Below are 23,258 nucleotides of genomic sequence, written 5' to 3'. Positions count from 1 at the left end.
GGTCACTCCACACCATTGCCATCATCGCCCTGCAACAGCCTTGACTGGTCAAACACACCGTGTTTCAGGAAATAGGCTATCTGGCGGATTACTTCATCATCATCCATGATGAAGGTATGCCCCACGTTCACCAGCAGAAAGTCCTTCATCTCGGCAAGCTTGGTGCGCTCCACCGCAACCTTGCCGTCATCCTCACCGGGTATCCCGGGTAGAAACCAGGGCTCGCCGTCGGTCCTGCCCGCGATTATCCCGATCTCACCGGCGATGGGCTTTAGCCTGTTGGGCAGGCTCTTCGCATCTGTACCCAGCTCTTGAGCGGCAGGTCCCATAATGGTCTGGTAGAAAAAGCCATCCTTCATCTCATCGGCCACCTCGCTGCCCCGATTGGGTGGCGCCAACATGACGATGCGGCCCAGTTCAACTATCCGATGGTCCTGCAGATAGTATCTGACAAGAATCCCCCCCAGGGAGTGGGTGACAAAATGGATGCTCTCCGCCTGTTTGCTGCGACAGTAGTCCAGGCCTGCCTCGATGGCGGGAGCGGATAGCTCCTCCACACTTTGGCTCAGACCGGGATAGCTCTTATTCCACACATGATAATGCTGCTTCGCCAATGACACTTCGATCGCACCCATGGAAAAGGCGGAGCGCCCCATGCCATGCAACAGAATCACGCAGTCCGATTGTGCCGCCAGGGACAGGGTCGGCAGAAGCATGGCGTACAGAATCATATGGATCGCAAATTTCATGGCATACAAACCGGGCTTTAGTGATGGGAGAGACGATTGGCGATGCGAACCATGCGCGCCAACTCCTGTTCCAGCTCCTGACGCTTCTGTCGCAAATAGGTCTTGAGGTCCCGTCGACGCAGAAACAGCAGGAACACCCGGGCATTCTCGCGGATTCGCCGCAACTCACCACGCACCATGAGGGCGACCACACTGCTAGCTATGAGAGTGAGAATATACAGAGTCATCCACATCAAACCGAAATAGTGATAAACCAGATAGCTCTGCAACAACCAGAAGATGCTGAAAAAGAGCAGCCCCAAGACCATGTTGGCAGTGTCTGACTGATTCGTCCCCTTGGCAAAATTGCCTGCCAGCCGTTTAGTCAATTGATAGGGAAGATAGCTGTTGATCACACCCCACATAACCACGGGAAAGACCACCAGGGTCATCCAGATCGCACGCAGAATATAGAGCACGATCAGGGTTGGTTTGTACTCGATATTGAGCTGGTAATCCTTCACCCCGCAGTAACGGCAGATCTTCTCAAACTGCTTCAATTGGATCATCAATGCCCGCACCCGATCGGGTTCGTACTCTCTCAACAGGCGTTGCGCATCTATCAGGCGTTGCTGGGCGCGCAGGCGTTGTTGCAGGTTGCGCTGCCGATACTTGCCGTGACGAAAGGCGAAAAATCGCTCCAGCCTGGTAATCAGGTTGACCTCCTCCCAACTCTCGGCATTCAGTGTCAAGGCTTCCAGTCCTTTACGAATCCGTTCGGTCAATTCGATTACACGTTGTTCATCCGCCTCCTCTCCAGAGTGGGCGAACTCAATCGGTTTGCCGAACTGCACCAACACTGAACTGCGGAACTGGCCCTTCTCGGGAAAGGTCAGTCCCACCGGGATAAGCGCCGGCTGCCTGCCAGTCACCCTGGTCGTCTCCAGGGCCAGACGTGCGGCGCCGGTCTTCAATGTCATCAGGCGAGGCACGTCATGACTCTGACCCTCGGGGAATATAATCAGGGTCTCTCCTTCAGCGAGCAGTTCATAACAGCGTGAAAAAGTATCTTTGTTGTTGCTGACATCAGCCCCCGGATCACCGCGCCGGTAGATTGGGACCGCACCGATCAAACCCAGGATAGGCTTGAGCACGGGATTATCGAACAGGCCGCTACGCGCCAGCGGCCGAATCGCCTTTGTGGTGGCCGCCTGAAGTACCACCGCGTCCGCCAGGGCGTTGACATGATTGGCACACAGGATTGTCCCCTGCCCCGCCGGCAGGTTTTCCCTGCCCACAACCTCGAATCGACGATAAAACACCCTGACCACAAGCCGACAGAAGCCCTGCCAGGTTTTTTCAAACCATGTCAATCGGCCTGCATCAGCATCTGATATGGGTTGACTATCCATGATGCTTCAAAGCATACCACGGCATGCTTCCATGAAGCAGAGGGATCAGGGACTATGGCTTAAGGGTATTGCCTGAGATGGATGGCTTTGGATGGATCTATCGCTGTAACTTGATTTCAACCCGTCGGTTGGCCGCCCTGGCGCGCTCAGTGCGTTTTGCTATCTTGGGTCGTGACTCACCGTAGTGCCTTTGGCTCATCATCCCTCCCTTGATCCCCTTGCCGGAGAGATATTTGTAGACACCTGCCGCGCGTCTGGCCGAAAGGCGCTTGTTGTAGCTGGTTGAACCTTGATCGTCCGCGTGCCCCTCGATGGTGATACGCTTGATCTTCTCATCGGCCACAACATAGGCGGCCAACTGGGCAAGCTGCTGCTCTTCTTTGCTATCGAGGGAGTCCACATCCAGGGCGAAATGAACCGTCGAGTGCTGCAAACCGGCAAATCCCCCACTCGCCGGCAGTTGACGTAGACAGCGCTTGAATTCCCGATAGGGTTTTTGAAAATTCACCGGTGACAACTGCACCCTGACCTGTCTGCGATTGTCATCCCAATCGGCAAATGAAAAGCTGCCAATCTGCCCCTTGGTCAAGGAGGTCAGCAGCCACCCGGCCTGCTTCCGCTTTAACGCCATGGGGCGCATCCCGGTTTGTATCAGTATGCTCTGCTGCATGGTATCCGGCGGGGTATGTTCCCAAGCAGGGGAGAGCTCTCTTACAAACCCCGCCACAGACTCTGGCACGGGCTGGAAGCTATCGATGAAAAAATGCAGATTCTCACCCGCGATGCGCCTGAATCGGGCCTCACCGAACTGGGGTATCTCATGTTTCAGTTCACAGCTGTAACCCGATCCGGAAAACACCCAAACAGACTCATGGATGCCCGCCATGTAGAGCTGGTCCTCCAGTGCAGCGCCGTTGAGACTGGCAGGTATGAGCATCGCCACTACCAGCAGGCGCTTTATGAGCGTAGTGAACAGGGAGATGTTTTGCCGGCAATCCGAAAGCATCATAACCATATCGACTTAATAACCAACGACTCTGGAGAGCTTATCGGCCAGTCGATATCTATCCTTAACCTGGCGCTCACCTGATTGCTTAAATTGGTTGTGGAAGAACCGATTCAGCCATGACTGGTGGGGCTGGACCCCACCCTTCAGACCCGTTGTTATGGACAAGAACTATGTAAATTCTGTATTGAAGAAGGATATTGAAGGTAGTTCTGAGTCAGATGCTATTCGTTTTCGTGCGCCTTCAGATAGTCGATAAGACTGCGAAAGCGATTGAAGTCCTGGCGGTGAAACAGGGGATCCTCTCCATGGGAAATCTCCTGCTCCAGTTTCTGCCAATCCTTGTCGTTGAGCACTTTTTCCAGCAGAGGAAAGACCTCATGCTCCTCCAGGTCGATATGTTGACGCTGCAAGGCGACAAACTCCCTGCCCCGTGTCTCTACCTCCTCTCTCAGCAGCACCTCACCCTGCATGGCCCCCTCCAGGGTCTTTCTGTAGTTGCGCGCCAATCCAATCAGCTCCACATGCTCCTTGCATATCCGTTCGTAGAGCGCCTTGTGCTGTTGCATCGATTTCTTGCGAAATGCAACCTTATTGATCTGATCTTCGGTGGGATGGTGCGATTGTTCGGCATAGTGCTCGACGTAGTCCAGCATTTCGATCTTGAGATCGAAGTTTGCTTCATGACCGGCATTCAGGGCATCCAATTCGCTACTCATCAGATCGAGCAGGCGAGCCAGATTGATATGGTCTTTATGGAGTTTTTCCAGTAGCGGTCTCATAGTACCTCTCTTTTTCTCAAGCGCCGCCAGACCCAACCCTCCGGTCTGGCCTCCCCGGTTAAAATATAGTTCAGGGCGTTTTCATTTTGCAGGGTCCAGTCCATACGGTTTTTGGCATAAACAGATCCGCAAAAGAGTAAATGGTCATCCTTTTGCACCTTGAGGTCCATTTCAGGTAGCAATAAGTAGTCATTATGGCGATAGAGCATCAGGGGAATACAGGACAGTTGACTGTCTCTATCCCGGGGGTCCGTCATCAGATCCCCCAGGGTCAGATGGTTCCCCCGTTGAACATGGGCACACACCGCATGGGAATCGTACTCCGAAAAAGCCACCTCCCACACCTCCGGTGCGTGGTGGGTCACCAGGGCGGATATCCTGCTGATCAGCTGACAGGCCCACTCATCATCCTGGTGTAACACAAGCTTCACGAACTGATGCTGCATCGGAGCACCCAACAATACCCGAATGCGGTTGGCAATGATATCGCTGGGAAGCATCACCATGTCCGCCCCGACGGCTGCTATTACCGCATCGTTGTGTTTGAGATTCTGGCGTAGAATCACGAACAGATCACTATTCATGGCCCGTGCAGTCATGATGATGGAGAGATTGTTGGCATCGTTATCGGTGCCCGCCACCAGACCGACCGCCCGCTCTATCTCCGCTTGCTGCAGGGTATCCGCCTCGGTGCCGCGACCCTCTATATAAGGTGATGACGGGGTGCCTGTGGTGTCGGGTTCCGCTTCCACCACGATTACCTCCAATCCCTCGCGCACAAGCTTTTCATAAACGGCCTTGCCGAAACGGCCATAGCCACAAATCACCCAGAGCCCTTTCGCGGGAGGATAGACGGGATCGTTGAGCATATCCCGTCGCCCCAGGGAGAGCCAATCCTGCAACAGACTGAGGCAGGGCGCCTGGATAGCGGTCGCCAGATGCAAGGCGAAGGCATCAAACGGATCGATAATGAAATCGGTGCCGAAGGAGGCCATATTTTTTTCCACGTCATGGGAGTCGGCACGACAGATTACCCCGATCTCGGGATGCAACAATTTTGCGGTTATGGCGATCTTTAGATTGACCTCGTTGGCGTTGGTCAGGGCCACCACCCCCTCGCACAGTGGATGGTTCAGGCCGGCTTCCAGGAGATGGGCTGGCAGACTGGCATCACCGCAGAGACCGGGGACATATTCACGCAGATTTTCCAGCTTGAGCATATTCACGCGATCTTCGAGAATATCGATCACCACCGCATGCTGATTTCTATCGGTCAATGCCTTGACCAGTGCCTCACCGGTCTGGCCATACCCGCAAACAAGATAAAATTCCTCACGCATTCTATTGATTTGTTTAGTAAATCTTCTCTCAGTTAAAGCATTTTGAAAGGTTTCATCCTTGAGCAATGCCAACACCGTACCTATGGAATAGAGCCATACCACAACGGTAAAGAAGATAGAAAAACTGACCCACAATCGCTGCCCTGCCGTGAAGGCGTAGGGTATCTCCCCAAAGCCGATGGTACTGGACATGAAACTGACAAAGTAGAAGGCATGAAAAAAGTCCATGTGCCAGACATTGCCGTCGGGATCCTTGCCGGGAATCAGTACCAGGCCCAGCACGGCGATGGAATAGGTCATGACCAGGGTCAGCAACGGCGCCCGCATGCGCCTGAAGATCAGAAAGAAGATATTGTTCATGTATGCAACAGCACCAAGCCCGGCTGGGATTATCGGCGCAGCATCACGGTTTCGATGATCAACAACACGACGGAAACCACATTCGCCAGCATTGCACCACCGGATAGGGAGACGATACTGGCCATGGTAACCGTGGTCAGACCTGTCTCGGTAACATGCACGGCCACCGTCCATACCAGGGCAGCAGCAAATAGCTGCAAAAGGGCCACCAGACTGGTGGCCAGCAACACGGCACCCATCTGGGTGCGATCACCGAACTTGAGCACGGTAGCAATCAGGTTGACCACGATGACTGCAAATAGCTCATACACATGGTGGTGATCCGGATTGTCCAGTTCGCCCACAAAAAAACCAAAATTCAGGGTCAAGGCAAGTACAATGAAAAAACCAAAAACCACCTTCTCCGGATTCACACCGATTCTCCTCTATTTAGCCCGCAGAATGCCGATCCCTCAGATCTTGGTGTAAAAGTCACTTTTTTTCCAGTTATTTAGCGCTTTCCTATCTAACGAATCATGCTAAATATGGCCAAAACCCTCGCCTGTTGCATCCCGGATATCCCAACCACAGATTCTCAGGCGCCAGAAACGGGATTTGCTGCCCGATTAAGTCCTCTCAGCTAAAGCTTTTTCCTATTCGACCGCTACAAAATGCATATGGAGAAGGGCATCGGCATAGTGACTGCTCTTTTCCTAACATAGAAAACACCCTCTATTTCAGAGCAATAGAACCATGTCTAATTTTATTAAATCTGTAGATGACCGCACGCGCTTAGCGGGTACGAACCGCCTAGAGGTCCTCCTTTTCAGCCTGGGTAAAGATCTCAGAACCGGCCGTGAAGAGACCTATGGTGTGAATGTCTTCAAGGTGCGCGAAGTGATGCTGGTACCGGAGATCACCCATGCTCCGGATATGCCTCCATCAGTAGAGGGAATGGTCAGCCTGCGTGGAAATATGATTCCTGTGATCAATCTGCCCGATTTCTGCGGCATCCAGACAGAAGAGCGACCAAGCATTCTGATTGTCACCGAGTACAACAAGAATGTGCAGGGTTTTTTGGTGCATGCGGTGGATACCATCGAACGCCTGGCCTGGGAAGATGTCAAGGTGCCGCCATCCATGATGGCGCAACAACATGGCGGACTGGTCACCGCCGTCACGGAATTGAAGGATAGCCGTCTGGTCATGATCATGGATGTTGAGATGGTCCTCAGCCAAACATCCGGCTTCGGCCTGGGCTCGGATCTCTTCGATGGCATCCAGCAGATTGGCGAGGGTGACATCACCCTGCTGTTTGCGGATGATTCAGCCGTTGCTCGTGATCAGATCATACGCACCATGGAGCATATGGGTATCAAATATATTGGTACAAAAAATGGCTCGGAGGCCTGGACTAAATTGAGAGAGATTGCTCAGCGGGCCGAAGCGACCGATCACAAACCCAGTGATTTTATCCAGATCATACTCACCGATGTGGAGATGCCTGAGATGGATGGCTATGTGCTGACCAAGAAAATCAAGGAAGACGCTCGCTTCAGTGATATACCCATTATCATGCATTCATCACTCTCGGCGGACGCCAACATGGCCCTGGGCAAGGGTGTGGGCGCCGATGCCTATGTACCAAAATTTGAGCCCACCGAGCTGTCAGGAAAGCTGCATGAAATAATCGACAACATTCATGCTCAGAAGCAGTCCTGATTTAGACATATGAACAGCCAGCGTTAGCCAGGTAATCCGCCTGCAACACTGGCTGCAATTAACCATCTCCAGCCATCCCGAAGGGTTGTTACCGAAGGTAACAACTGCTAGGCTCTAGGGATGCGAGAACCACCACCCGATCGACATATCGACCGCACCGTCGCCCTGGGCCTGCTGATCCTGTTGCTCTTCTCAGCACCCATCATGAACTGGTGGACATCGCCCAACAGCCCCTGGTATCTCCCCTATCTCATCTGGATGGTAGTCATCTGCATCATCGCCTGGATCAATCTGAGACGCCATGAGCCATGATCTCTGGTTACTGTTTGGCATAGGCTTTCTCTACCTGGCGTTGCTGTTTGTCATCGCCTATGCGGGTGACAGCGGACGTATCCCAGAGCGCCTGATACGCCACCCATTCATCTATGTACTTTCTTTGGGCGTATACGCCACATCCTGGACCTACTATGGCAGCGTAGGCTTCGCCAAGACCCAAGGCTATCTCTTTCTGACCATCTATCTTGGCGTCACCCTGGCATTCGCCCTCACACCGATACTGTTTCAACCCCTGCTTCGGCTCACCCGGGAGTATCAGCTCACCTCCCTGGCAGACCTGTTCGCATTCCGCTACCGCAGCCAATTGGCAGGCATCCTGGTAACCCTGTTCATGTTGGTGGGGACCTTGCCCTATATCGCCCTGCAGATCCGTGCGGTTACCGACTCCCTGCAGATGATCAGCCATACCGTGGCACCACGTATCCTGGCCTTGATCTTCTGTTCCGCGCTGGTTGTGTTCGCCATTCTGTTCGGCGCCAGGCACAGCACGAGTCGGGAAAAACATCGTGGCCTGGTATTGGCGATAGCATTTGAATCGATAGTCAAACTGGTGGCCTTACTGGTGGTAGGCCTGGTAACCCTGTATGGGGTGTTCGGTGGATTTTCGGGTCTCAATCAATGGCTTGCGGCACATCCAGAGGTACTCGAGCGACTCTATCAACCCGTCCGAGAGGGACCCTGGTCGACCCTGTTGTTGCTCGCTTTCGCAGCTGCGTTTCTGCTACCGCGACAATTTCATATGCTGTTCGCGGAGAATCTGGAGCCTAAGGCACTGAAGACCGCCACTTGGGGTTTCCCACTCTTCCTGCTGCTTATCAATTTACCCATACCGCTGATTCTTTGGGGAGGAGAGGCCCTCGGACTGACCTTGCCTCCCGACTATTTCGCCCTCGGCATCACTCTCGATCAAGGACCCTCCTGGTTACCGGTTCTTGCCTTTATCGGCGGTATATCCTCAGCCAGTGCGATGATGATAATCACCACCCTGGCGCTGTCATCGATGACCTTGAACCATATCCTGCTGCCTACCAATTTTCCCGATCCACAGGTCAATCTCTATCGCTGGCTACTGTTGGGACGCAGACTGTTGATCGCTCTGATCATCATGGCCGGGTATGGATTCTATGTTTTGTTGGAAAAACATACGGGCCTGGTGCAACTGGGCTTGATCTCCTTTGTCGCCGTGGCCCAGTTCCTGCCAGGCATCATCGGGCTGCTGTATTGGCGTCGCGCTACCCGATTTGGTTTCATCCTGGGTCTGATCGCCGGCATTCTCGGCTGGACAGGGACCTTGCTGATCCCACTACTTGAGAGTTCAGGATTTGTCCGAACCGAGTTCGACATACCCGCTTTGCTGCAAGCATCCGGCATGGACAAGTGGGAATTTGCTACCTTCTGGACACTGACTGTCAACATCCTTTTGTTTGTCTTCGGCTCACTGATGAGTAAGCAGAGTCTGGGTGAAAGGGAGGCTGCACAGGCCTGTTGCAGCGAGTCACTGGTACCCCTGGGGGGCATGGTCAACGCCGTCTCCACCGCCCAATTCACCAAGCAGCTGTCACAGATGCTGGGTGCTGAAGCGGCCCATCGCGAGGTGGACCAGGCGCTCAGGGATCTCAGCCTCCACGTCAACGAGACACGTCCCGCACAACTGCGGCGGCTGCGCGAACGCATCGAGCGAAACCTGTCCGGTCTGCTGGGTCCGCAGCTGGCGCATATGATAATCAACCGAAGACTGCAGCTGGACATCCATACCCAATCGGCCCTGGCTGATTCCATGCGCTTCATCGAGGATCAACTGGAACACTCGCGAACACGACTGCGCGGACTCAGTGCCGACCTCGACAATCTGCGCCGTTACCATCGACAGATTCTGCTCGACCTGCCACTGGGCGTCTGTACCATCGACCGGTTGCGCACAGTGACCATCTGGAATCTTGCCATGGAGGTGATGACCGGCGTGCCCGCCAGGGATGCCATCGGGGTTTCGTTACACCGACTGCCAGCCCCCTGGGGACATCTATTGGCAGGCTTTGCCTCCGCGTCCGATGAGCACATCCACCATCTGGAAGTCACACACCAGGGCAAGAGTCGTTGGTTCAATCTCCACAAGGCAGCCATCCCTGCCCCACTACCGGTTGATCACCCTGTGGAAGAGGCTCGTACCAGCCAGGTCATACTGATGGAAGATCTCACCGACCTGGAGACATTGGAGGCTGAGTTGGCCCATAGCGAACGTCTCGCCTCCATCGGTCGATTGGCAGCGGGTGTCGCACATGAGATTGGCAATCCGGTAACCGGCATCGCATCCCTGGCGCAAAACCTACGCCATGAGGATGATCAGGAGTTGGTGCGGGAGAGCATTGAAGAGATTCTCAAGCAGACCCAGCGTATCACCACGATCGTAAAGACTCTGATGAACTTCAGCCGAGGCGGCGGCATTGGAGGCGATATACGGGATTTCTCCATTCGGGATGTGGCGGATGAGGCGATTCGTCTGGTGAAGTTAACCCGCCACGGACGCCAGGTCCAATGTGAAAACCTGTGTCAATCCGATCTCAATATCACAGCCGATCGCCAGGGCATATCCCAAATCCTGGTCAACATCCTGACCAATGCCTGTGATGCCTCACCCCCCGGGAGCCGGGTTGAGCTGCACGCCCGTGAAATCGATGATCAGGTAAGAATCGAGGTACAGGATCAGGGTGAAGGAATCGAGGAGCAGGATCTAAGTTATATCTTTGAACCCTTCTTCACCACCAAGGCACCTGGGGATGGCACCGGGCTCGGCCTGGCCATCGCCTACAAAATAGTTTCAGACCACCAGGGGGCCATCAGCATAGACTCTGAAAAGGGCAGGGGTACCAGGGTGATCATCGAGCTACCCAAGACTGGCTTAAACGCGATCACTGCGGAGACATCATGAATCAGATACTCATCATTGAAGACGAGGAAGTCATCCGCCGAGCGGTCAAGCGCCTGCTCGAACGCAACGGCTATCAAGTCACGGAAGCGGGTTCGGTTGAGGAGGCCCAATCACGCCCCCTCACCTCCTTCGATCTGATTCTCAGTGATGTCAGGTTACCCGGGGCGCCCGGCACCCAGATCATCGAGACGGCCGCGCCAGTACCGGTTCTGATAATGACCAGCTATGCGAGTATCCGCTCCGCGGTGGATGCGATGAAACTGGGGGCCATCGATTATATCGCGAAGCCCTTCGACCACGACGAATTACTGATGGTCGTGGAACGTGTGATTAAGCAAGATCGTCAGCAACGTCAGCAGGAGTCTCTCAAATCGGAGCTGGAAAAGAGTTATCCGGTGCATGGCATGGTTGGCGACTGCCCGGCAATGATCGATGTATTCAGACGCATCGACAAGGTGGCACCCACAGACGCAACGGTGTTGATCCTAGGGGAGTCAGGCACGGGCAAAGAGCTGGCGGCCCGGGCGTTACATGAAAAGAGTCAACGCAGCCAATCACCTTTTATCGTTTTCAACTGTGCCGCAGTGCCGGAAAATCAGGTGGAGATCGAGTTGTTCGGCCACCAGAATGAGGCTGAAAACAGGCGTGCCGGACTGCTTGCCAAGGCCCACGGTGGAACCCTCTTTATGGATGAGGTCGGCGAACTCTCCATGGCAGCGCAAGCCCGCCTGCTACGGGTATTACAGGGGGATGACTATGACACCCAGCAGGAGACGGCGAACAGTGGCCCCAATATCCGGATTATCGCCGCCACCCACCGGGATGTACGCAAACTGGTCCAGCAACAGACCTTCAGAAGCGATCTCTATTTCCGCCTGCGGGTGGTTGAAATGACCTTGCCTCCGCTGCGGGAGCGGGGCAGTGATATCAAATCATTGGCAAAGTTTCTCCTGGCCAAGTACTGCCGCCAGCTCAATCGCCCCTCATTGAACCTCAGCAGGAGCGCCCTCGAAGCCATTCGACGCTACCATTGGCCCGGCAATGTCAGGGAGTTGGCAAACACCATCGAGCGGGCGGTCATCCTCTGCGAGGGCGACCACATCACCCCGCAGTTGCTGGCCATCGACCACCATATCACCACCAAGCGATTGAACAGCGACAATCCCACCGACAGCCTATCCCTCGAGGAGTACTTTCGTCACTTTGTACTGGACAACCAGGATCATATGACTGAAACAGAACTGGCCAAGCAGCTGGGCATCAGTCGCAAGGCCCTGTGGGAACGGCGCCAGAGGTTTGGCATTCCGCGGGAGAAGAAGGGCAAGAAAAATTGATGATCCAGACCTGTTTCCACCCGTGATGTCTGGCAATGAGCTAAGACCAAACCGCAAATCACCGCAAATTTCGCAACTGGTTAATTCCAATGGAGTGTTTGTAGGGTGCGGCTTGCCGCACCGTTATTCGTTCCCACGCAGGAGAGCTGAAACAATGCGCAGGATGGGGCCCTGCCCCACCCTACAAATAAGACGTTTGCCGGGAGTACATTGAATGGTGCGGCAAGCCGCACCCTACGCTTGTCTGGACAGGCAACAATGAATATTAGTCAGTGCTGGGTCTTTATCAGTTTGATCCAGTTCGATGTCTGCAGCAGGTGTCGCTGCTTGGAAAGCGGGTGAAACCCATGACTGGTCTGGGCATGACGCAACAGATCGTCACTGCTCTCACCGTCTTTCGGAAAGACTGACGACCCGATGGTCAGGTCGAGGGTTATATTCCTACCGTTGACCTCGATCGGATTCGAGAGTCCGATGCGCAGCTTCTCCGAAATATGAATGACCGATTTTTCATCCTGAATATGGGGCAGTAAGAGTGCGAATTCACTGCCGTCAATGCGGGAAAGGATATCGCCCTTGCGGACTTGGCGCTTGAGTCTGGCCGAAATGGTCTTCAGACATTCATCACCAACCGCATGCCCGTAGCGTTCATTAATCTGTTTTAAATCCACCAACACCACATGTAACAGAGAGAGAGGCGTATTCTCCTGTTTGGCCTGTGTCAGGGCAAAGCTGAGATAATCCTCGAACAGCACCCGATTGGGTAATCCGGTCAGGTCGTCATGAAACTCCTGATACTTGTTAAGCTCTTCAATCTTGTTGTATTGGGTGATATCCCGGGCAACCCCATAGGTACCGAAAAATACCCGTTTTTTCCCCTGATGTGTGTAGAGCCTTCTGGATTGCAGGGCCACCAGAATGGTTCTCGGCTTCCTCCCCTGGTGCTTTTGCTCGGACTCTTTACAGCGCAGCCTAAGCTCGACCTCGGGAATCCTGTCCGGTGCGGTGCGGCGCTCTTCAAAGACATGATGCATGCGATCGATTTGGTCCCCTTCGACCAGTGAACTCCAGTGCTTTCCCAATATCTCCTGCTTGGAATAGCCGGTCACCTTGGTGAAGACCGTATTCACCATGCGAAAGTTACCCTTGATATCGAGCAGAAACTGCATATTGGGTGCCACATCGAACATCATGCGATGCAGGCTGCTTTTGATCTCGATCTTACGCTTGACCCCTTGTAGCTGCTCTTCCTTCACCTTCTTTCTCAGGCTCTCGTCTATCGCCTTGAGCAAGTCCACCGGTGTCACCGGCTTACGAATGAAATTATCCGCCCCCTTCTTAAGGGACTTGATCGCATCATCCATCGAGGGATCGCCGGAAACGGTGATGATACGTGTCTTCAAGCCACGTTTCTGAATGAAATCCATCACCTTATAGCCATCAGCCACCGGCATGTGCAGATCCAACAATACCACATCGAACGGCTTGGAAATCAACAGACCCGCTGCCTTGGCTCCATCTTCTGCGGTGTGGACATCATATCCCCAACTAGCCACCATCATGGCCAGGCTGTCCGCATGACGGGGCTCGTCATCGACGATCAATAAGCGTCCTTTAAGGGATGACTTGGGTTTCTTGGAATCTTCTTTTTTTTGCATGGGTGTTGCTTCCATCGGACAACCAACATCAGTTCACAATTTAGAATATATCATGAACCGGCAGAGCCAATTAGGAAATGGAGTCATCAATAGAGATCAATTTATTATTTGAGTTTTAAGAAGAGTTCATAACTCTATGTTTTGCCGCAATGAAATCCATATGTGACACGTGAATTAAATCTGCCAGCCTACGAATGACATGCTCTTCATAATGGTGAAGCTCTTGGTCGGCGAAGGCGACCCGCCAGAATGCCTCCATCACCTTGACCTTCTGTTCCGCCGAGTAGTGCTCATTGATCAGGCGGGTAAACTGAAAATAGTCGGTGGACTCATCATGCTCCTGTTTGGCCAATGCAATCAGCTGTTCAGCCGATACCCTGTTTAAACCAAACTGTTTCTGGATGGCATTCAGAATCGCTTGCCGCTCTGCAGGGGCATCTTCATAATCGGCCTCGGCAATCTCGATCAACAATACCACGACCGCCAACTGAATCGATTGCTGCAACTGCTCTCTGTTTTCCTCACTGTCCGGGATAAGATAACTATCGAAGAAGTCTTTGATTGCCTTGATCATCGGGGTATCCAAAAAAGCTCACACTGACTGATCCTGGTTTTACAATTCTTTGACTGCTTGCATCCCTCTCCAGGCAGGCCAAGGATCAGATGGGGATTATGCTATCACGAGTGGCTAAAAGCATCTTTGGCCCAATCCCCTATCCATCCCGGTGCCTGATCTCAGGGTATCGATTGGGGTGCCTTTTCCCTCCCGCCCGAATCATCGGGAAAAAAAAAGTTTCTTACCGATGGAAACGCACAGCGATTCTTTAGGTTACAACCCACCTGTAGAGATGTTACCCAAGGTAACATGAATGCTGCCATGCAACATGCCTGCGCCATGCTTAAGCCATTGTTTTATTTGACAATATCATGCTTTGCGCCACAAAATAGTGCAGTGTGTGACCGCTATCTGTGCGGTAACACAACGCATTGTTTGTTCACTTCAGGGATAGATCATCTCGCTTCACTCGATAACCGACAGGAGTCATAGCAAGTGACAAACACTCTTATGACAGAACTTATTTATATGGCGGAGTGATCATGACATGAATAAAACTGCTGAACAGTATTGGAAAGCCAATATTCGCCTAGTAAGCATCTTGCTGGCGATTTGGTTTATCTGCTCGTTCCTATTCGGCATCATCTTAGTGGAACCGCTCAATACCATTAAGATTGGCGGCGTCGGATTGGGATTCTGGTTTGCTCAGAATGGCTCGATCTATACCTTTCTGGTGCTGATCTACGTCTACGCTAAACGCATGAATGCTCTGGATGTCGAATTCGACGTCCATGAGGACTAATGGGGGAAACTGACTCATGGATCTGCAAACATTAACCTATGTCGTAGTCGGCGCTACCTTCGCCCTCTACATCGGCATCGCCTTCTGGGCACGTGCGGGAACCACCGGTGAGTTCTATGCGGCTGGCCGGGGTGTACACCCCGTCGCCAACGGTATGGCAACCGCTGCTGACTGGATGTCCGCTGCTTCTTTTATCTCGATGGCCGGTTTGATCGCGTTCAACGGCTATGGTGCTTCTGTCTTCCTGATGGGTTGGACCGGCGGCTACGTGCTTCTGGCACTGCTGCTCGCCCCCTATCTGCGTAAGTTCGGCAAGTTCACCGTACCCGAGTTCATCGGCGATCGTTACTACTCGCGTACCGCGCGTATCGTAGCGGTCATCTGTCTGATCATCGCCTCGATCACCTATGTAATCGGTCAGATGAAGGGTATCGGCGTTGCCTTCTCCCGCTTTCTCGAGACTGAATACGACACCGGCCTCTATATCGGTATGGGCATAGTATTCATCTACGCGGTTATGGGCGGCATGAAGGGTATCACCTACACCCAGATTGCTCAGTACTGCGTGTTGATCTTCGCCTACACGGTACCTGCGATCTTCATCTCCCTGAACATCACCGGCAACCCTATTCCCCAGCTGGGAATCGGTAGCGCCATGGCGGACGGTTCAGGTACCTACATGATGGATCGCCTGGACCAGGTGGTAACGGATCTTGGCTTCAATCAGTACACGACGCAGGTGATGGGCAGCAAACTGAACATGTTTGTCTATACCCTCTCCCTGATGATCGGTACCGCGGGCCTGCCCCACGTCATCATCCGATTCTTCACTGTACCCAAGGTCAAGGACGCCCGTTCCTCAGCCGGTTGGGCACTGGTCTTCATCGCCATTCTCTACACCACAGCACCTGCTGTCGGTTCCATGGCTCGCTTGAACCTGATGAACACCATCCAGACTGGTGAAGTCGGCAGCGCCGAAGGCAATATCGAAATCGCCAAGGTGCCGCAGTGGATGACCAACTGGCAGAAGACCGGCCTGTTGCAGTGGGAAGACAAGAACGGCGACGGCCGCATCCAGTACTACAACGAGAAGAACGCGGAGTTCGCTGCCAAGGCCGAGAGCTTTGGTTGGAAGGGTAATGAGATGACCAAGGTCGACCGTGACATCATGGTATTGGCCAATCCGGAAATCGCCAATCTGCCCAACTGGGTTGTCGCCCTGGTGGTGGCCGGTGGTCTCGCAGCCGCCCTCTCCACCGCTGCCGGCCTGTTGCTGGCGATCTCCTCCTCTATCTCTCATGACCTCTTGAAGGGTGTCTTCGTGCCTGACATTTCAGAGAAGAATGAGTTGATGGCGGGACGTATCGCCATGGCGGGTGCGATCGGTCTGGCCGGTTACTTCGGTCTCCATCCACCGGATTTCGCAGCCGGTACAGTGGCCATCGCCTTCGGTCTCGCGGCAAGCTCCATCTTCCCCGTGCTGATGATGGGTATCTTCTACAAGAAGATGAACCGTGCGGGTGCGATCTGGGGCATGATCTCCGGTATCGGTGTCACCATGCTGTATGTGTTCCAGCACAAGGGCATCATGTTCATTCCGGGTACCTCGTTCCTGGGTGACTTGGGTCCAAGCTGGTTCCTCGGTATTTCGCCGAACGCCTTCGGTGCCGTTGGCGCACTGGTGAACTTCGTCGTCGCCATCATTGTCTCCAAGGTCACCGCTCCACCGCCGGAACATATCCAGCACCTGGTGGAGGATATCCGTGTACCCAAGGGCGCTGCAGGCGCAATCGATCACTAATAAAAAAACATAAAGCTGTAATCAAGTGCCCCGCTTCGGCGGGGCCTTTTTAACTGCAGCAAAGCATCATTGGTGGTGACTATCCACCAGCCTAGCACCAGAGGGCTGCTGAATAGTTACAAAGTTAATTTTTTTCACCATACTACTGGGTTTCAACTCCAGTCGTATGCGAGCCACATCTATGGAAATCGAACTGGTCGAGATTCGCGATTTTCTGGCACAACGCCCCCCCTTCGATGCCCTGCCCGAAGAGCAACTCAATCAACTTCCCAAATCCCTTGAAATTCGTTATCTGCGCAGAGGCAGCCTGTTCCCTCCCGCTGATTCGCTCAAGGGCTTTATCTATATCCTGCGTAGCGGCGCCATCGAACTCCGCGACGATGAAGACAACCTGGTGGAGAAACTGGCTGAGGGCGGCCTCTACACCACGGATTGCCAGTTGATCGATTTCAGCCGGGTCACCCACGGCCTGGCCGTCGAGGACAGCCTGATCTATCAACTCTCCTGCGACGTGCTGAAGATGCTGCGTAAAACAGAACCGGCCTTCGACCGTCACTTTGCCGAATCGATCAGGGATCGCCTGAAACAGGCGGTCCGTACCCTGCAGGATTATGGAGAAGAGAAGAGTCCCATCGCCGAGATGACAGTCGAGGTCTCCGACCTGATCAAAAAGAGACCGGTCACGATCGATATCAACAGCACAATCCGCCAGGCAGCGGAGTTGATGAGCGATAAGAATGTCTCATCGGTGATGATCATGGATGGGACACAGCTGGCCGGCATCATCACCGACCGGGACCTGCGCAAACGATGCATTGCGGCAGGCGTCTCCGTGGATCGCCCGGTGAGCCAAATCATGACCACAAACCTGGAAACCATTCAGGAAAGCACCATGGCGATTCAGGCATTGATGACCATGACCCGACTGCATGTGCATCATCTCCCGGTGAAACGGGGTGAAGATGTTGTCGGCATGCTGACCGCTACCGACCTGGCTCGCCATCAATCCACGAACTCGGCCTATCTGGCAAGCGATATCCGCAAGGCCGCCAGCGTGGATGACCTGTCACTGGTGAGCGAAAGGCTGCCAGACCTGCAGTTCCAACTCGCCAATTCCAATGCCTCGGCACTGCATATTGGCGAGGCCATCTCCTCTATCACGGATTCATTGACGGCACGCCTGATCGAGATGGCCGAGACCGAACTTGGACCGCCGCCAGTACGCTATGTCTGGTTGTGCGGCGGTTCCCAGGCACGCGGTGAACAGACATCTCATTCCGATCAAGACAACGCCCTGCTCATATCGGATGAGATGAAACCAGAACACGCCGACTACTTCGAGACCTTGGCGAAGCGGGTCTCCGACGGTCTTAATGCATGCGGTTTCATCTACTGCCCGGGTAATGCCATGGCGACGAATCCGAAATGGCGCCAGACCCTGCAAATCTGGCGGAAATATTTCAATACCTGGATCAACAAGCCTGAACCCATGGCACTGATGCTGTCGAGCATCTTTTTCGATCTACGCCCGGTATACGGCGAAGTTGAGCTGTTCAACGAGTTACGATCCGACGTTCTCAACAAAACACGCGGACACGGCATATTCACCGCATTCATGGCGGCCAACGCCCTGCAACACCGGCCACCGCTCGGATTTTTCCGCACCTTTGTGCTGATACATGGTGGAAAACATGACGACACATTCGATATCAAACACCGGGGTATCGTCCCCATCACCGATATCGCGCGTGTGTTCGCCCTCGACCAGGGCCTCACGCCGGTGAATACCACAGAACGATTGGAGGCAGCGGCGGAAACCACCGTCCTCAGCCGCGACATGGGAGAAAACCTGGTCGATGCATTGGAGTTCATCGCCAGCATCCGCATCTTTCATCAGGCGGAACAGATCCGCAAAGGCATCAAACCCGACAACTATCTGTCACCAGAAGAGCTGTCGGATCTGGAGCGCAGGCACTTGAAGGATGCCTTCCGGGTAATCCAGGAGATGCAGGATGCGATGGAAAACCGTTACCAGGGCGGACGTTTCGTATAGCTATGCTGACAAAATTCCTCAGTCTTGATTCCTTAAGAAAAAGGGCTTTGGCCCAAGCTGAACCGGGGATTCTGCATGACTATCTATCGACTCCGTTAACCTCCAATAAAACCCAATGTGAGGAGTTGTCGATTGTTTCCCTGGATCTTGAAACCACTGGTCTCGATCCGAAAAAGGACAAGATTCTCAGTTTTGGTCTGGTTGAGATGCATCATATGACCATCAAACTCGAGACGGCACGTCATCAGTTGATCACAGTCGACGAGGATATCCCGGAGGAGTCTGCGGTGATCCACCAGATCACCGATGACCAAGCGGCGACCGGGGTTTCGATTCAGGAAGCCCTGCAGGAGCTCCTGCAACGCATGGCCGGCAAGGTTATGCTGGTGCACTATTCCGCGATTGAACAGAACTTCATCAACGCGGCATGTCAAAAGTTGTTCGGCGCACCCTTCGTGATTCCGATAATCGATACCCTGGTACTCGGGCAACGCATTTTCGAACGCCGGAATCACACCATCCAGCCTGGGGATCTACGCCTGTTCAACCTGCGCCCACGTTATAATTTACCGAATTACAAGGCACACAATGCACTCAGTGACGCTGTCGCCACTGCTGAATTGTTTTTAGCTATGGCATCTGAGATGGTGCCGAAACCCAGCCAGTGCCAACTCAAGCGTTTCCTTACACGCTGACTGGCCATAGAATGGTGTAAATATGGGAATATAAAGACAGAGACATATCTGCTGTTGAGAATGAATAACCACCGTTGAGGAGAATCCAATGTCAGAAATTAAGACCTACCCCGTCCCTGCCGAATTCGCAGCACAGGCAAATATTGATGATGCCCAGTACCAAGCGATGTATCAGCAGTCGATCTCTGATCCGGAAGGCTTTTGGGGGGAACAAGCTGATAAATATGTCACCTGGTTTAAAAAATGGGACAAGGTAATCGATTGGAGCTTCGGCAAAGACGATCTGCATATCGAGTGGTTCAAAGGCGCCACCCTGAATGTCTCCTATAACTGTCTCGACCGCCATCTGGAGAGTCGTGGCGATCAGGTCGCCATCATCTGGGAAGGTGATAACCCGGAAGAGGATCGTAAAATCACCTATCGAGAACTCCATGAAGAGGTCTCTAAATTCGCCAATGTTTTAAAATCACGCGGGGTCAAAAAGGGTGATCGTGTCTCCCTCTATATGCCGATGATCCCGGAGGCCGCCGTGGCCATGCTGGCCTGTACCCGCATCGGCGCCGTTCACTCCATCGTGTTCGGCGGTTTCTCCCCCGACGCCCTGCGCGATCGAATCCTCGATTCAGATTGCCAGGTGGTGATCACCGCGGATCAGTCGATGCGCGGCGGTAAGAAGGTACCCCTCAAGGCCAATGCCGACAAGGCCATCGCCCAGTGTCCCAATGTCCACACCTGCCTGGTCGTGCAACGTGGCGGTGACCCGGTGGAGTGGAACGACGATCGGGATGTTTGGTATCACGAAGCCATGTCCAGCGCCTCGTCCGACTGCCCTGCTGAAGAGGTGGCTGCGGATGACCCACTGTTCATACTCTATACCTCCGGTTCAACCGGAAAACCCAAGGGCGTACTCCACACCACGGGCGGTTATCTGCTGCAAGCGGCAATGACCCATAAACTGGTATTCGACTACAAGGATGGCGAGGTCTACTGGTGTACAGCCGATGTGGGTTGGGTCACCGGTCACACCTATATCGTATATGGTCCGCTGGCCAACGGCGCCATCAGCGTGATGTTTGAAGGCATCCCCACCTATCCCGACATCTCACGTTTCTGGCAGGTGTGTGACAAACACAATGTGGCCACTTTCTACACCGCGCCCACCGCGATTCGTTCCCTGATGGGTGCAGGTGAGGAGCCGGTGAAAAAGACCAGCCGCAGCAGTCTGCGTCTACTGGGCACCGTGGGCGAGCCGATCAATCCCGAGGCCTGGGAGTGGTACTACCGGGTAGTCGGTGATGAGCGCTGTCCTATCGTCGATACCTGGTGGCAGACCGAAACCGGTGCCCACATGTTGACACCCCTGCCTGGTGCCACACCATTGAAACCCGGCTCGGCAACCAATCCCTTCTTTGGCGTGGATCCGGTGCTACTGGATGACCAGGGGGTAGAGATCGATGGCAATCCGGCTGAAGGCAATCTGGCGATCAAACACCCATGGCCTTCCATGATGCGCACGGTTTATGGCGATCACAAACGCTTTTTTGAAACATATTTCGCCATGTATCCCGGCTACTATTTCACCGGCGACGGCGCACGCCGCGACGAGGACGGCTACTACTGGATAACCGGTCGTGTGGATGACGTGTTGAATGTTTCCGGTCATCGCCTGGGCACCGCGGAGATCGAATCCGCCCTGGTGCTGCACGACCAGGTTGCTGAAGCGGCGGTGGTCGGTTACCCCCATGACCTGACCGGTCAGGGTATCTACGCCTATGTCACCCTGATGGCGGGAACCGAAGGGAGCGATGAACTGAAGGCTGATTTGGTGAAACTGGTACGCACGGAGATCGGTCCCATCGCCAAGGTCAACCTGATTCAGTGGTCCCCCGGTCTGCCCAAGACCCGTTCCGGCAAGATCATGCGCCGCATCCTGCGCAAGATCGCCGCCAACGAGCTGGAAAACCTGGGTGATACCTCCACCCTCGCGGATCCTTCCGTGGTTGACAATCTGATCGACAACAGGGAAAACAGGTAGCACCTATAGTCTGGTGTCCAACCCCCTCACCAGGAGCGCCCCATCGGTACCGAATGAATACCAATGGGGCGATTCTCAATCGGGTGTCGCCACTAAAAAAGAATCAATGATTTCATGAATTTCAAAATTCCCTCTTTCTATAAACGTATCCTGGCATTCTTCGTTGTCATCGGACCGATATTCTGGCTGGTCTTCACCGATGATGGCCAGCGTCGCACAGACATCGTTCTGCTGACCCTGTGGGGCGAAGATGAGATCGCCTTGAATCTAAAGGCACTCGACAATCAGGTCAGTGAAGAGGATTTGAAACAGGTCTTTCCCGACATAACCTGGACATGTGAGGATGAATTGAGTAACTTCGGCAATCGCTTATGCGCCTCGCGCATCGGCATATTCAACGATATCCCCGCTCACTATGTAACCATTTTCTTCCTTGATCGCTGGATAAATGGCGTGAAGATCGGTTATCGCGGTCAGTATCATGAAATATTGAAACAACAGCTTTGGCAACAGCTCGGTGCACCGGCCAACAGCAATCCCCAGATTCCAACCATTCAGGGAATGGAATCCGTACTGCATTGGGTTACCGATTCTGGAAATGTCATTCTCAAGGATTCGTTGCAAGAGGACGATGAGGCTGCGTTACTCTGGCTCTCCCTCTCCATCATCCCGAACTAGGGCCTGGCTGTCAGAAACCATACAGGGAATCATGTAGAAAACGCTTGAAATAGCGCATGATCTGCCGGGGGATTGCCCGCTCGGCATGCAGACGAAGTTCATGGATCTCGTCTGTTATCTGCTGATCGTAGGACACCTGGGCACGTTCGATTGCCTGGTGTACCGCCTTTTCCAACACTACACCGTCACGATGCTTGACAACGCTGTATATGGCCATCAGTGCAATCTGTTCTTCCAGTCCCATTTCGCATTGATTGTCGAGGATTGTCAGCATGATCGTGGTAACGCAGTCCACCTGAAGCGGATCCAGGGAGATGGCTTCAGCCCATACAGCCGCCGGATGAGGTGCATCGAATGTAATAGTTGCATTTTCCACTAACACGACTTGTTACCCTTAAGAAACCAATGTAATACCCATAACAACTATGCTAGACCGATTAAAAATATTTACTTGGTATTTTTTCACACAGTTTATAAATATTACAAAATATCACTGTCCGGACAATCGCTTCTCACCACGCTCCAACATGAGCAGGGTATAAGAGTGAGATGATGGCAATCAATTGAGATTCAGGTCGAACCTGACCTCACCATCCTGATCAACGATTTCCAACTGTGAATAGTCGCCCTTGGCAATCTTCAGATAGAGACAGGGATAGGTAAGCGCCTGCATTTGCACACTACCAGGCTTGGGCTGCAACCACTCCAGGGTGACCCTTGCTCTATTGGACGAGATTTCCAGACGGTCGGAGAGTAACCTTAGCCCATATCCACCGCTTGGTTGCTGCCCCATATTGACTCTGATTATCCAGAATTGATCCTGATCCGCACTGCTGTCAGCGCTTTGTTGTGGCGCGTTGCCAATTCTGGCGCTGTCACTCTTTTGCCTGTCACTATCAGATACCAGTTGCACGCCCGCAGGTTGGTTGACACTGCATACATATCCCTTATCAAGCACGCTGATTGCAGAAGAGGCCAGTGTATTACACCCTGAAACAACCAGTAACATCAGCCCAAAGCCGCCCCATCTCTGCCAATTGTATCGCATCATGTAT

At 53.5% G+C, this 23,258-nt stretch carries 20 protein-coding genes; 10 read left to right on the top strand and 10 right to left on the bottom strand.

The window, feature by feature from the left end:
- Nucleotides 1-2 precede the first annotated feature (2 nt).
- The 6 genes from R2K28_RS06565 to R2K28_RS06540 form a co-directional block, all read right to left on the bottom strand.
- Complete coding sequence (locus R2K28_RS06565; protein ID WP_316368584.1) at nt 3-749, bottom strand: alpha/beta fold hydrolase; 747 nt, start codon at nt 747-749, stop codon at nt 3-5.
- Nucleotides 750-766: 17 nt separating this feature from the next.
- Nucleotides 767-2,140: a lysophospholipid acyltransferase family protein gene (locus R2K28_RS06560; RefSeq protein ID WP_316368582.1), complete on the bottom strand. Its 1,374-nt coding sequence runs from the start codon at nt 2,138-2,140 to the stop codon at nt 767-769.
- 97 nt (nt 2,141-2,237) lie between these two features.
- Nucleotides 2,238-3,149, bottom strand: coding sequence for a MotY family protein (locus tag R2K28_RS06555; protein WP_316368581.1), 912 nt, complete (start codon nt 3,147-3,149; stop codon nt 2,238-2,240).
- Between the two features lie 221 nt (nt 3,150-3,370).
- A complete protein-coding gene (locus R2K28_RS06550) occupies nt 3,371-3,928 on the bottom strand; it encodes a hemerythrin domain-containing protein (RefSeq protein ID WP_116447843.1) in 558 nt (185 codons plus the stop codon).
- Nucleotides 3,925-5,628: a potassium channel family protein gene (locus R2K28_RS06545; protein WP_316368579.1), complete on the bottom strand. Its 1,704-nt coding sequence runs from the start codon at nt 5,626-5,628 to the stop codon at nt 3,925-3,927. The genes R2K28_RS06550 and R2K28_RS06545 overlap by 4 nt, the downstream gene beginning before the upstream one ends.
- A gap of 29 nt (nt 5,629-5,657) precedes the next feature.
- On the bottom strand, nt 5,658-6,041 hold the full coding sequence (locus R2K28_RS06540) for a DUF6394 family protein (RefSeq protein WP_316368577.1): 384 nt from the start codon (nt 6,039-6,041) through the stop codon (nt 5,658-5,660).
- A gap of 319 nt (nt 6,042-6,360) precedes the next feature.
- Here R2K28_RS06540 and R2K28_RS06535 point away from each other — a divergent pair, with 319 nt between their 5' ends.
- The 4 genes from R2K28_RS06535 (at nt 6,361) to R2K28_RS06520 (ending at nt 11,925) form a co-directional block, all read left to right on the top strand.
- Entirely contained in the window at nt 6,361-7,329 is a 969-nt protein-coding gene (locus R2K28_RS06535) for a chemotaxis protein (protein ID WP_316368575.1), read from the top strand.
- Between the two features lie 120 nt (nt 7,330-7,449).
- A complete protein-coding gene (locus tag R2K28_RS06530) occupies nt 7,450-7,641 on the top strand; it encodes a UTP--glucose-1-phosphate uridylyltransferase (protein WP_116447847.1) in 192 nt (63 codons plus the stop codon).
- The gene (locus R2K28_RS06525; protein ID WP_316368572.1) at nt 7,631-10,591 is read left to right on the top strand and encodes an ATP-binding protein; all 2,961 of its coding nucleotides are present in this window, start codon (nt 7,631-7,633) and stop codon (nt 10,589-10,591) included. Before R2K28_RS06530 ends, R2K28_RS06525 begins: the two co-directional genes overlap by 11 nt.
- Nucleotides 10,588-11,925 carry a sigma-54-dependent transcriptional regulator gene (locus tag R2K28_RS06520; protein WP_316368570.1) on the top strand — a complete coding sequence of 446 codons (1,338 nt, stop codon included), beginning with the start codon at nt 10,588-10,590 and terminating at the stop codon, nt 11,923-11,925. Before R2K28_RS06525 ends, R2K28_RS06520 begins: the two co-directional genes overlap by 4 nt.
- A gap of 269 nt (nt 11,926-12,194) precedes the next feature.
- Here the strand turns inward: R2K28_RS06520 and R2K28_RS06515 are convergent, their stop codons facing one another.
- Entirely contained in the window at nt 12,195-13,583 is a 1,389-nt protein-coding gene (locus R2K28_RS06515) for a diguanylate cyclase domain-containing protein (RefSeq protein ID WP_316368569.1), read from the bottom strand.
- 115 nt (nt 13,584-13,698) lie between these two features.
- Nucleotides 13,699-14,157, bottom strand: a complete 459-nt coding sequence (locus tag R2K28_RS06510; RefSeq protein ID WP_116444512.1) for a tellurite resistance TerB family protein — start codon at nt 14,155-14,157, stop codon at nt 13,699-13,701.
- 529 nt (nt 14,158-14,686) lie between these two features.
- Between R2K28_RS06510 and R2K28_RS06505 the strand changes: the two genes are divergently transcribed.
- From R2K28_RS06505 to R2K28_RS06480, 6 genes are all read left to right on the top strand, one after another.
- Nucleotides 14,687-14,941: a DUF4212 domain-containing protein gene (locus tag R2K28_RS06505; protein WP_069126591.1), complete on the top strand. Its 255-nt coding sequence runs from the start codon at nt 14,687-14,689 to the stop codon at nt 14,939-14,941.
- Between the two features lie 16 nt (nt 14,942-14,957).
- Nucleotides 14,958-16,742 carry a sodium:solute symporter family protein gene (locus tag R2K28_RS06500; protein WP_316368565.1) on the top strand — a complete coding sequence of 595 codons (1,785 nt, stop codon included), beginning with the start codon at nt 14,958-14,960 and terminating at the stop codon, nt 16,740-16,742.
- A gap of 181 nt (nt 16,743-16,923) precedes the next feature.
- On the top strand, nt 16,924-18,795 hold the full coding sequence (locus R2K28_RS06495; RefSeq protein WP_316368563.1) for a putative nucleotidyltransferase substrate binding domain-containing protein: 1,872 nt from the start codon (nt 16,924-16,926) through the stop codon (nt 18,793-18,795).
- Between the two features lie 47 nt (nt 18,796-18,842).
- Complete coding sequence (locus R2K28_RS06490) at nt 18,843-19,490, top strand: exonuclease domain-containing protein (protein WP_316368562.1); 648 nt, start codon at nt 18,843-18,845, stop codon at nt 19,488-19,490.
- An 88-nt stretch (nt 19,491-19,578) separates the two neighbouring features.
- Nucleotides 19,579-21,525, top strand: coding sequence for an acetate--CoA ligase (gene acs / locus R2K28_RS06485; protein WP_316368561.1), 1,947 nt, complete (start codon nt 19,579-19,581; stop codon nt 21,523-21,525).
- A gap of 114 nt (nt 21,526-21,639) precedes the next feature.
- Nucleotides 21,640-22,203 (top strand): hypothetical protein, encoded by a 564-nt coding sequence (locus tag R2K28_RS06480; protein ID WP_116447100.1) that lies wholly within the window; start codon nt 21,640-21,642, stop codon nt 22,201-22,203.
- Nucleotides 22,204-22,213: 10 nt separating this feature from the next.
- Here R2K28_RS06480 and R2K28_RS06475 read toward each other — a convergent pair whose 3' ends face one another.
- Both R2K28_RS06475 and R2K28_RS06470 read right to left on the bottom strand, forming a co-directional pair.
- Entirely contained in the window at nt 22,214-22,585 is a 372-nt protein-coding gene (locus R2K28_RS06475) for a hypothetical protein (RefSeq protein WP_316368559.1), read from the bottom strand.
- A gap of 177 nt (nt 22,586-22,762) precedes the next feature.
- Nucleotides 22,763-23,254: a protease complex subunit PrcB family protein gene (locus R2K28_RS06470; RefSeq protein ID WP_316368557.1), complete on the bottom strand. Its 492-nt coding sequence runs from the start codon at nt 23,252-23,254 to the stop codon at nt 22,763-22,765.
- Nucleotides 23,255-23,258: the final 4 nt, after the last annotated feature.

The sequence above is a fragment of the Candidatus Thiodiazotropha sp. CDECU1 genome, assembly GCF_963455295.1.
In the GTDB taxonomy this organism is placed as follows: Bacteria; Pseudomonadota; Gammaproteobacteria; order Chromatiales; family Chromatiaceae; genus Thiodiazotropha.
This window is presented reverse-complemented; position numbering and strand designations above follow the sequence as displayed.